Source organism: Amycolatopsis sp. A1MSW2902 (assembly GCF_017312175.1).
Lineage (GTDB): Bacteria > Actinomycetota > Actinomycetes > Mycobacteriales > Pseudonocardiaceae > Amycolatopsis > Amycolatopsis nivea.
Genome location: NZ_QJPO01000001.1, coordinates 4,654,862 through 4,665,566 on the forward strand (window position 1 = coordinate 4,654,862; position 10,705 = coordinate 4,665,566).

8 protein-coding genes are annotated in these 10,705 nt (G+C 67.4%); 7 read left to right on the forward strand and 1 reads right to left on the reverse strand.

Annotated features, from left to right (window positions below; genetic code table 11):
• The first annotated feature begins 159 nt into the window (after positions 1-159).
• From DMP23_RS21205 to DMP23_RS21230, 6 genes are all read left to right on the forward strand, one after another.
• Positions 160-1,764: a ParB/RepB/Spo0J family partition protein gene (locus DMP23_RS21205; RefSeq protein WP_337822280.1), complete on the forward strand. Its 1,605-nt coding sequence runs from the start codon at positions 160-162 to the stop codon at positions 1,762-1,764.
• 88 nt (positions 1,765-1,852) lie between these two features.
• Positions 1,853-2,812 (forward strand): bifunctional DNA primase/polymerase, encoded by a 960-nt coding sequence (locus DMP23_RS21210; RefSeq protein WP_337822281.1) that lies wholly within the window; start codon positions 1,853-1,855, stop codon positions 2,810-2,812.
• A gap of 230 nt (positions 2,813-3,042) precedes the next feature.
• Positions 3,043-4,587: a DUF4192 family protein gene (locus DMP23_RS21215; protein WP_337822282.1), complete on the forward strand. Its 1,545-nt coding sequence runs from the start codon at positions 3,043-3,045 to the stop codon at positions 4,585-4,587.
• 147 nt (positions 4,588-4,734) lie between these two features.
• Entirely contained in the window at positions 4,735-6,531 is a 1,797-nt protein-coding gene (locus DMP23_RS21220; RefSeq protein WP_337822283.1) for a hypothetical protein, read from the forward strand.
• Between the two features lie 422 nt (positions 6,532-6,953).
• The gene (locus DMP23_RS21225) at positions 6,954-7,424 is read left to right on the forward strand and encodes a single-stranded DNA-binding protein (protein WP_337822284.1); all 471 of its coding nucleotides are present in this window, start codon (positions 6,954-6,956) and stop codon (positions 7,422-7,424) included.
• A gap of 288 nt (positions 7,425-7,712) precedes the next feature.
• Complete coding sequence (locus DMP23_RS21230; RefSeq protein WP_337822285.1) at positions 7,713-8,156, forward strand: hypothetical protein; 444 nt, start codon at positions 7,713-7,715, stop codon at positions 8,154-8,156.
• 64 nt (positions 8,157-8,220) lie between these two features.
• On the opposite strand, the gene DMP23_RS21235 is transcribed toward DMP23_RS21230, so the two are convergent.
• Positions 8,221-8,817 carry a hypothetical protein gene (locus DMP23_RS21235; protein ID WP_337822286.1) on the reverse strand — a complete coding sequence of 199 codons (597 nt, stop codon included), beginning with the start codon at positions 8,815-8,817 and terminating at the stop codon, positions 8,221-8,223.
• A gap of 666 nt (positions 8,818-9,483) precedes the next feature.
• Here DMP23_RS21235 and DMP23_RS21240 point away from each other — a divergent pair.
• On the forward strand, positions 9,484-10,656 hold the full coding sequence (locus DMP23_RS21240) for a hypothetical protein (protein WP_337822287.1): 1,173 nt from the start codon (positions 9,484-9,486) through the stop codon (positions 10,654-10,656).
• Positions 10,657-10,705: the final 49 nt, after the last annotated feature.

The following is a 10,705-nucleotide window of genomic DNA, read 5'->3' on the forward strand; positions in this document are numbered from 1 at the left end:
TCTCGCGTCCGAAAACGCGATCCGGACGGTTCCACGCGGTTGGGCGAGGGCGTTCCGGCCCCGTGCCCAGCCCGGCCGCGCTCCGGTCACGTGCGTCCCGCCGGAACACCCGCGCCGTCCGCCGTGGACGGCGCGGCGATCCCTTCGCAAGGAGCATGAATGACTACCACCGAAGCCGTACCGACGCAGCCCGCAGCCGTCGTCCCCACCTCCGAGGAAGAACTGGCGGCGTGGAAATCCCAGTGGGGCCACGAAGTCGACACCATCGTGCACGCCGATCCGAACGAGATCGTGCTGGAAAACAACGTCCGGTCCACCGAGGTGAAAACCCGTGCGGCGACAGTGCGCAATTACCGCCAGGCGGGAGTTACCACCGCGGCGAACGGCTACCGGTTGATGGACGGCACGATCATCGTCCGATCTGGCCAGCGGCGCGTTCTGCACGCGCGTGAAGCGGGCACGACCGTGCCGGTCTGGATGCACCTGCCGCCGCAGGGCGACGAGCAGGATCGTGAGATCGACCGGGTATTCGAGCAGCTCGACGAGAACGACCACCGCGAACCGCTCACGCACCAGGAGAACACCCAGGCGTACCAGTACCTTCTCGAATTGGGCTTGTCTCCGACCAAGATCGCCCGGCGACGCGGTCAGCAGCGCAAGGCGGTGCAGGAGACTCTCGACGCCGGGGCCAGCGAGTTGGCCACCAAAGCCGGGGACCGCTACGGCTTGGCGCTCCCCCAGCTCGCCGAGATCGCGTGGTTCGACCAGCAAGGACTGGTCGACCAGGCTAAGGAACTGATCGTCACGGCCAACGAGCGGCCGAGGAACTTCGAGATGCTCGCGCAGAAGTTCCGCAACGACATCCGGGAAACCGAGATCCGGCAGGAACTCACTGACGCCGTGGCCGCCGAGCTCGACGCCGCAGGTGTTCCGGTGGTCACCGACGAAGCTGATTCCGCGATGCCCTTGGCCGACCTGCGGCAGACCGCAGATGCGGGCCGCGGGAGCGAACTCGCTGTCGACGAGCATGCCTCCTGCCCGGGACACTGCGCACGAGTGGGACGCAGGTATCTCTCCAGTGACGAAGAGGACCCGCACGGCATCGGCTACGTGATGGTCGCTCGCTACGCGTGCCGCGACTATCGTGCGCACGGGCACGCGCTCCGCTGGGCACCGGACGGTCGCACCGACAACGTCACCAGCTCGCCCGACGCTGACGAACAATTTGCCGCGGCACAGTGGAATCGTGCGCAGCGCCGGTGGGTCCGGGAGAACAACAAACTGTGGGATGCCGCGAAGCCCAAGCGGCTCGACTGGCTGAAGGCCTTCGCGAGCCGTCGCCAAGTTCCGGCTGGTTTGCAGAACTGGCTCGCTGTCCAGAAGGTGAACGGGGACAAGCCCGTTGTCCGCGCAATGGAGCGCGGCCACGCTCTGGCGCGGGCCCTGCTCGGCCGGGACGATCTCGCGGCTTACGCTGCGCGGCTCAGTGCCAAACACGCGACGGTGTTCGATGCGTTCCTCACCCTCGCCGCCCATGAAGAGGCGCTTCAGCGCGACCGCAGCCCCTGGCGCGAGCCGACGGAGTTGCAGCAGAAATACCTGCAGATGATTCAGGACTTCGGTCACACCCTGTCCGACATCGAACTGAAGGTTCTCGCTCCGGACGACGAGACCGAAGCTGTCACGCAGCTTCTCAACGAGCCCGCCGACGAGGAAACCCTCGATGACACCGGCGAACCCGCCGACGAACAGCTAGCCGACTGAGACCGACCTCGCCGAGCAGCGCGGGGACGGACCGTTCACCCGCCCCCGCGCTCTGCGGCCTTGCTTCCACCAGGCATGGGAGCCGAACATGCACCGTTCGCCAATTCAACCAACCCCGACGGACGCGCCCTTCCCCTCAGTCACCGGTACCTGGAACCTCCTGGCCGCGGCGCTCTGGTGCGCGGCGCAGGGCTGGTCCGTGTTCCCGCTCAAGGCCGGGCGCAAGACTCCGGCTGTCGAAGGCTGGCAACAGTGGGCCACCAGCGATACAGCCACCATCGTCGGCTGGTGGCACCGTCACCCCGCCGACAACATCGGCATCGCCTGCGGCCCGTCCAACCTCCTTGTTCTCGACCTTGACGCTCCACGCGGCCCACCGTCCGAAGCGGTCCTGCACGGACGTCAGGTCCTCGCCGACCTCTCCCGCCGTCTCGGCCAACCCGATCCGGTCGAGACGTTCACGGTCTCGACGCCAGGCGGCCAGGGAAACGAGCACCGCTTCTTCCGCCAGCCACCCGACCTCCTCCTCCGCAACTCGGTCGGAACCGCGAAACGCGGACTGGGACGAGGTGTGGACACTCGCGGCCACGGCGGACTCGTCGTCGCGCCCGGATCTCTCGTGAAGCTCGACGGCCGCCCTTCGGCCTACACAGTGCTCCGCGATCTCCCGGTCGCTCCGCTCCCTCGATGGCTCGTCGAGTGGCTCGCGCCACCACCGCCTCCAACGCCCATTCCACGACAACCCGTACCCGACGCCGCTGACGCGCGCGTCGCTGCGTACGTGCGGGCCGCGGTGGCCGGAGAGACCCAGCGAGTGCGCACCGCCGAGATCGGCGAACGCCACTACGCAGTGCTCGCTGCCGCGAGGTCGCTCGGCCAGCTCGCGGCCAACGGCTGGATCACCGACGCCGCCATCACCCACTATCTCGTCGACGCTGCGCGACGACACCTCGGCGTCGACGACTTCACCTGGGCCGAATTGACCACCGCGATCCGCGACGGGATCGCCTACGGCCGTCAGTTGCCCCGCGTGATCTCTGTTCAGTGAAGACCCGCACGGCACCGTCCTCGGTCCGCCGATCGCCGCACCGGTGATCTCAGCACACCCGCCCGGGCCCGATCGTCCGCATCATCGGCGCCGCCCGCGAATTCGGGCCCGCGCGGGTGCGCTCCGAGGACCTCGTTCAGCAATCGACGCCCGCGGCGGCCTCGCGCGCCGGGCCAGACCCGGCACCAGGCGCAGGCACAGGGCCGAAACCATTTCCCTGGAGGAAAACGATGCCGTTGTCCAATGGTGTGGCCAAGTTCCTCTCGTCCATCCCAGCAGTGTGCGGGTTCTATCCCGAGGAATCGCTCATCGTCATTCATATGAAGCACCGCAACGACGGGCGCGAACGCGCGGGGCTCACGATGAGGCTCGACATCAGTCGCTTCGTCGACGAGCCGAAGGCCGGCAGCGACATTCTGGCCAACCCGCTGCGGACCCAGCCCGCCGGAGGTGTTGTGGCGATCGTCGTGTCCCAACAGGGCAACGACGACGCCGACCTGCCGTGGCGCGAGGAAATCGAGACCCTCACGTCCTCGATCGCCGCCGCGGGCCACGCGGTCAGGGCAGTCTACTTCCTGCCGGAGTTCCGCGAAGGCGTCCTGTGTCGCTGCTACTGCCCGTTGCCGGACTGCGAGTGCGTACTGCCCGACCCGACTACTTCGCCCGCCGCCGTTGCCGCTGCGGCGAACGGGTTCGCCATCCAGCCCAGCCGCCACGCGATCAAGGATTTGTTCGCGCATGCGTCGCCTGCGGAACGAGAGCCCATCGGCACAGCGACGCAGCAGGTCATTAATCGGATGGAGGAAGCGCCGCAGTCGCTCGCCAACAGGCTCGCTGACTTCGACAGCGCTGTCGCCACCTCCGGAGAAGGCCTGCTTCCCAACGACCACGAACAGATCGCGCACCTGATGGCCAGCTTCACATCGCCGCTGTTCCGCGACGCGTGTGTCGTACCTGCAAACAGTCCGGAACCGGAGCTTGAGCGGCTCAACCTGCTGCTGCACCTCCACCGCCTGGCACCGCCGGGGCTGCGCCCGGAGATCGGCACCGCGCTCGCCGCCGCGCACTGCCTAATCGGCGAGTACCTGTATGCGTCGCTCGCCGTCGAGTCCGTCCAACCCCTCACTCCGCTCGCCGAACTCATCGCGCACCGCGTCCACCGAGGAACCGACCCTTACGCTCCCGGCGATGGATTTTCCGGCTACTTCCGTTCTGCGCGCGATTGCGCCGCCGCCGTCACCAGGACTCTCGGCACAGAGACTGATCCCCGTCCGGAATGGCGCAAGCTCGTAGCAGAAAAAGCCCTCCAGATCGAAGCCGAATGCAATCGCCTCGGCGACCGGGCGCTGCAAGCCCGGCTCCGCAAGATCGATGCCGCGGTCGCAGAGTGGGCTGACGGCCATCAGCCCACCGCCGACGAAGAACTCGCCGACCTCATCGCCAGCATGGGCTCGCCTCGCGTCGGCGACGCAGCCCTTCTCCCGCCCGCTGGGAGCCGCCTCGAGCGCGCGGGAGTCGCGTTGTTCCGCCATCTGCTGCGGGTCGCTCCGATCGAGTGCGCAACCTACCTCGCAGGGGCCGTCGCTTTCGGCGAACTCGCCCAGGGCAACATCAGCGCGGCAAGGACCGCCGCCGTCTCCATCGACCCGCCCTCAGAACTGTCCGAGGCGGTCCGCTTGGCGACCGTGGCACCCAACACAGCCATGCCGACCGATGCCATCGCAGCCATCACGCGTGAGGAACGTCGTTCGCTCAAACACCTGGCACGGGACTGAATTCTTGTTGTCGGGTGCGGCCGGTACGCCGGTCGCACCCGACACTCGCCAGTCCGCGGGTACCAGAGTCCGGGAGCGCGTGCCCGCGCTGGCGACAGAAGCCAGTTCACCCATTAGTGAATCGGGCGGGGTCGATAGTGTCGATCGGTGCTGGAAACGCGGGCTCGCAAGATCATCGAGCAAGTGGTCAGCGTAGGCATGAGCCCGCGCAATCGGATCATTGGCAACGGCCGCCGAGAGTGGCTCGCGAAGGTCGCCGACGGACGGACCGTGTTGAGCTTCGGCGGTCCTGCCTGGGATCCAGCACGGCGGGCGCAGGCCGCCGGCGAGATCCACCAGGCCGCGGTATTCCATCGCTGGAACAGCGCCCGCGTCGTTTACGCTGTCCACCCAAATCTTGTCTCCGCAGTCTCCGGGATGACCTCCGATGAGGTGCCGGGACCAGTGTGGCAACGGTTTCCAGATCCGGACCCGCTGGTCATCTTCGCCGACCCGCCCTCGATAGCGGTGCCCGGCGGCAGGACCGGTCGCTTGCTGGGCTTCCTGGTGCACGGACGTCGTCCGGACACGTCTCTGTGCTCGATCCACGATCCTTCCCGGGCCGCGGTGGGCTTGTGGTTCCTGACCCAGCTGCACGGCGGTGATTTCGACGCGGTCCGCACTCACATCGACACCACCGCGTCGCTGGCCCTAGACAGCATGGTCGATAACGGTCTGGCGCAGTTCGAGGCGACCGACGCAGACTCGGTCAGCACCGCGGAACGCGGACCCTACCTGCGAACACTGCTCGACCTCGCGGTGAGTTGCTGCCTTTACGCATGTGCGGACGGAGCCGACCTCACGGTGCTTCCCCCGTCATCGGCACGGCACGTCGGACACAAGCCGAAGCGCGGCACGCGGAAGGCATTGGGCTGGAACCTGGCCGCCGACGACTCGTACCCGCCCGGACAGCCGCTCGTCCCCGGACATCTGGAGACCTACTGGCCCGCCGACGACTCGTCGCACTGCCCGCGCCTGGAGTACCACGCCCGCCAGACCCTCCAACAGCGCCTGTCCGCCGTCACCGGCCAACTCCGCACCGCTCGGCGCGACCTGCACATCGAACGCACCACAACCGAAGGCCTGCGCGCGCAGCTCATTACCGCTCGCACCCAGCGCCTCCAGCTCGAAGCCTCGTCCGCCCGCGCTAGCTCCTCCCGCCGCAGACTCGTCCAAGCCGTGCTGCGCTACCGGGCTGAAGCCAGCCGCGCCGGGAGCCCGGACCACGTGCAAGCCCTCCAGCGCCAACTCGAACGCCATCAGCAGCACCTGGCCAATGCGAACACCGTCATCGCCGATTTGACCACCGAATTGCAACGTACACGCGAGCAGTTGGAGCAACGACACCGAACTGCGTGGTCACCTGCCGAACCTGCACCCTCGGCCGCCCAGCCGGACGCTCCCGCCGAGGCCGCCTTTCGAAACTGGCACGATCTGATCGCCGCCGCTTCTCAGATCCCTCACCTGTGGCTCGCACCCGATCTGCTCGACGAAGCCAAGAAATTGCCAGCCCGGCACGATTGGCTGGCTTCCGCTTGGCGGGCGCTGCGAGCGTTCTCCGGCTACGCGTCCGCCAAGATTGCGGCCCGAGCGGGCGGCGGCACGCCCGTCCAGACTTTTCTCATCTACCTCGACTCCACCACGACCGACAGCAAGATCGCCCGCACCCAGTACGCGCCAACTGAGTCCGAAACCGTCCTGAACAACGAGCGCTTCCTCAGACATCGCCGTCGCCCGGCACCGCCTGAGGTCGACCTCTCCGGAACATCCCTTTACCTCGCACACGTACGAGTCGGACAGACAGCTCCTTACCCGCGCCTGCATGTGCTCGACGCCGTCGATACCGCCGCAGCGTGCGTATGCGTCGGGTACCTCGGCGCACACCTTCCCTCCCCGAGCAGCTGACCAACGCTCGTCTATCCGAGCAAGCCGAATCGGCTTCCGTCCGGTCTTCCGAAGTCGTCCAGGAGGCCGGTGCACAGGACCGGACTCACATCCCACCGGCCCAGATGCCGTGACCAGCTCGCCTCTGACTGGAACGTCGTTCGTGGTGAAGCGCCAATGGCCTGACCGCCACCGGCCGCGCCCTCTCCGAGCGGCAGGTGTGGACTGCACACAGCCCAGCACACCCCGAGCGGGGCTCTGAACGTCGCGGAGCCCCGGCCCGGCCGCCCGGGTGAACCGGCTGCGCGGCTCGCCAGCGACGTCCAGTTCCGTACAGCCGGTCCAACCCGGCCGGACGAGCCAGTCCGCGCCGTACCGGCCCCGCCCGCAGTGCGCTCCAAGCAGATCGCGTTCCACACCAACGCCCCTCACAGGAGGACGCCATGGCAGGCGACACGGTCATCACCATCACCGGCAACCTCACCGCCGACCCCGATTTGCGGTTCACCGCCAGCGGCACGCCCGTCGCGAACTTCACCATCGCGTCGACGCCCCGCACCTTCAACAAGCAGACCAGCGAGTGGGAAGACGGTGAGGCGCTGTTCATGCGCTGCACGGCCTGGAAGCAGCTCGCTGAACACATCGCGGAATCGCTGCAGCGCGGAGCAGGCGTGGTCGCGCAGGGTCGGCTGCGCCAGCGCTCGTTCGAGACTCGAGAAGGCGAGAACCGCACGGTCGTCGAACTCACGGTGGACGAGATCGGTCCTTCGCTCCGCTACGCCACCGCCAAGGTCACCAAGGCCACTCGCGCCAGCGCCTCCCGACCTGCGGAGTCCGACCCGTGGGGCGAAGCTCCCGCTTCGGCCGACGAGTTGACCACTGCGGGTGCTGGTTCTGCCGCTCCGCCGTTCTGATCAGCACCGGCGCACACCTGCGGGGTGGGAGCGGCATCGCCGCTCCCACCCCGCTTTGCTTTGTACGTCACCTGACCGAGGAGTTGCGCCGTGCTCAAATCACCGGTGCATCGTTCCCATCGCCAACCCGCCCCTGCTGCAGACCGCCGCGACCTGACGCGCCGCACCGAGCCGCGTCAGCCAGCGGGTACCGCAAAGCGGCAGCGTGCACCGAGCCAAACGCGTGCACGGCGGTCGCGGCGGCGAATCTCCCCCAACAGGGGCGGAATTTCGCTCTACCCTCAAATGATGGCTCGAATCGTTCCCGGGCTGTCGGCACGCGAGTTGTCCCTCGCCAGCGCCTTCGGCCTCTACGTCACGGCGGCACCGTTAGGTGCCGTCGCGCTCATCGCCGCGCCTACTGCCGTCGACGCGATACGCCTCCCGGTCTACGCCGGGCTCGGCGTCGTGGTGGGCTTCCTCTGCAGTCGTCGGTCACGACAGCGCGCAGCCGCACCCGGGCGCGGCAACACGCGCCCGTACCTTGTCGCGCACGCACTCGCAATGCCCTGCGCGCTCTCGTTCGCGAAATTTCACGATCTCGGATGGGACGATCCTCGCCTCGGCGGCGTCCTCTTCACTGGGGCCGGCCTGAGTGTGCTGCTGCGTGCGCTGGCGCGCCGCCGTGTCATCCATCGGCGCGCCGAGATTTCTGCTGGGGGTATGAACACCGTCCCGGCGCGTCCTCGCTAACGACAAGTCGATACTCAAGATGGGGTGGGGCGAGCGCTGCGCGCTCGCCCCACCCATCTTTCTGTCAGGCCTGTGCCGGATCAGCCCCAGGCCGCCACTCGCCGCGCGCTCCGCTCATGTCGTCTTCGTTCGAAGCCTCTGCTGTCTGCGCCGCCGCGGTGTGGGCGGTCGGCGACGCTTTCTCTTCGGTCGCGTGCGAGGCGTTGCGATTCGCGGCCGCAACCAGGCTTCGTGCCTCGCGCACCGTGATGCCGAGGAGTTCGGCCGTCTCCGGCATCCCGGTGCCGGCATTCCTGATCGCTATCACTGACGCACCCATTTCAGCTCTCAGCCGATCAGTCTCGGCATCCAGCGCGTCCTTCAGCTTCCGCCGCTCGTCTCCCGCTGCGTCGATCGCCTTCGCGCGGGCACTGTCCAGGTCGGCGAGCTCACGCTCCAGCTTCGCTTCGACTTTCGCCAATCGGTCCGCTTGCCTTTGTTCCGCCTCCGCAATAGCCCCCGCTGCCGCGGCGAACGGCCCCAGCGCGTCTTCCACTCGCTGTTCGTCCGCACGGACGCGTTCGAGTCGTTCCGCGTGCGCTTGGCGCAGCGCTTTCAGCCGGACGATCTCTGCGCTTGACCGGCGCCGCCGACGGCGTTGCCCTTGTTCGCGTTCTGGCATGACGGCCTCCCTGTACAGGGAGGGCTGCTTCGTCAGCGTAGTCCCGCGTGCCCCGCACGGGCAGCTGCTGGAGTGGTGCCGGGACCTTCGAGGGCCCCGGCACCACCGAACCGGCGGCGCACGGCGCAAGCGCCGACATCGCCGTAGCGACGGCTCGCCAAAGCAACGACGCCGGACGTCGCGACGCACCCAAGGGACAAGAGACCCATCACGTCACGACATGGCCAGGATAACCCGGGCCGAACCAGCGCGTTGATCAGGTGAAACACCCTGGTCGCCCATGCCGGCCCGGTCACGTCCGCGATGGAGGGATGGCCCCGAAATTGTATCGGCCGCTACCCCGAATACAAGGGCACCCCACTATTTTTTGACAAAAAGCGCGTCAAAAAATAGCGAGGCCCCACCCTTGCATTCGGGTCCCCTTACGGCCTCGGTCAGGCATTAGGGGCAGGCCGAGGGCCTGCCCCTGGCGACTTCGGGGCCATCCCTCCACCGCTCAGCAGCTGGTCACCATCACCGCAGGTCAGGGCAGCATTGATGACACATTTTCGCCGTTCGACCATTGAGAATAAATATCGAAAACGGTAATATGTTGATTACCGGCCGACCGGGGCGCCAAACCCGATCCGCCGAAATACCCAATAAAACAAGAATGGATTTACCGTCATGGCAATTGCAGATCCCTCGAACCGGTTTACCTTTGATCACGTAGTCACGGCGCTCAGCGCCGCGCCCCCGCGCGTCGCCTCGGCGCTCACCGCGTTGCGCTGGATGTTCGAGCATCGTTCGGACGCTCCGCAAGCAGTGCTGCTCACCTGCGCGCACCTGCTCAACGCGACGAACCCGACCGACCCGGACACTCTGGCCCGCGTCCACCGGATGCACGAGCAGGTTGCGGAACTCGCCCCGGACGTTCGACGCGCGTTCGCGGCCTGTGTGCACACCACAGAAACCCGCGCGGCACTCGCCGCACATCCCAACGAGGTGACAGCGCTCCTGGCCGACGCTGGGCGGAACCGCAGCAAGGCACGCCAGTCTCTGCGGTGGCTCGCCGCACGCGCCGAAGGACATTCGCGCGAAGCACTCCGCGCATGTCTCGCACTGCTGGAAAACCCAACCGCCGACCATCCGACAGTGACCGACGCAATCCGCACCGGCCACAAAGTGTGGACGCTTATCGACCAGGATCACCGCACCCTGCTCACCACGTGCGTCTACGCCAGCCGCCAGCGCGCCGACGCGATCCGCGCCAAGCGCGCTGCACAGGAACAGCAGCGCGAGGCAGACACCGGAGACATCCACCGGTGCGGAAGCTGCGACGGAAACCTCAGCATGGCACCGGACATGCCGTACTGCTCCGATGCCTGCCGCCGGGAAGCCGAATCACACACCTTGCCCGCCGCCGCGCCACGACCGATCCCCCGCCCTGCCTCCGCACCTCGCGAGCCATTCGAGGTGCGCGCCCGCCGCTCGGTGGTCGAGTACGTGCCCCGCACGGACTATGACGAGGACTACCGCGAGGTTCAGCCCGCCATCCCGCAGACCGGGCGAGCGCGCAAGGACGAGCGCGTGTCAGAGCAGTACGAAGACGAACGCGGCGAACTGTTCGACGAGCGCGACGACGTGTACCCCGAGGGGTGGGGGCGAATGGAGAAGTTCTACGACAACCTCCACCGCCGTCCGCTCGCGGACGGCGCGCTGTGTATCGCATGCAACCTCGAGAGGACACCGGCAGAACACCGAGCCCATCCGGTCGGACGATGCCAGCACTGCACCGAGCTCAACCGCCCACCGCTGCGCTCCCCGCAGCCGAAAACCCGCGAGCTGATCGCGGCATAACCCACCCGCCAGCACGAAAAGCGGCCGCCGGTTGACCGGCGGCCGCTTT

Excerpts from the sequence above, each read along its gene's own strand:
- DMP23_RS21205 (WP_337822280.1), top strand. The coding sequence starts at position 160 with ATGACTACCACCGAAGCCGTACCGACGCAGCCCGCAGCCGTCGTCCCC.
- DMP23_RS21210 (WP_337822281.1), top strand. The coding sequence starts at position 1,853 with ATGCACCGTTCGCCAATTCAACCAACCCCGACGGACGCGCCCTTCCCC.
- DMP23_RS21215 (WP_337822282.1), top strand. The coding sequence starts at position 3,043 with ATGCCGTTGTCCAATGGTGTGGCCAAGTTCCTCTCGTCCATCCCAGCA.
- DMP23_RS21225 (WP_337822284.1), top strand. The coding sequence starts at position 6,954 with ATGGCAGGCGACACGGTCATCACCATCACCGGCAACCTCACCGCCGAC.
- DMP23_RS21230 (WP_337822285.1), top strand. The coding sequence starts at position 7,713 with ATGGCTCGAATCGTTCCCGGGCTGTCGGCACGCGAGTTGTCCCTCGCC.
- DMP23_RS21235 (WP_337822286.1), bottom strand. The coding sequence starts at position 8,817 with ATGCCAGAACGCGAACAAGGGCAACGCCGTCGGCGGCGCCGGTCAAGC.
- DMP23_RS21240 (WP_337822287.1), top strand. The coding sequence starts at position 9,484 with ATGGCAATTGCAGATCCCTCGAACCGGTTTACCTTTGATCACGTAGTC.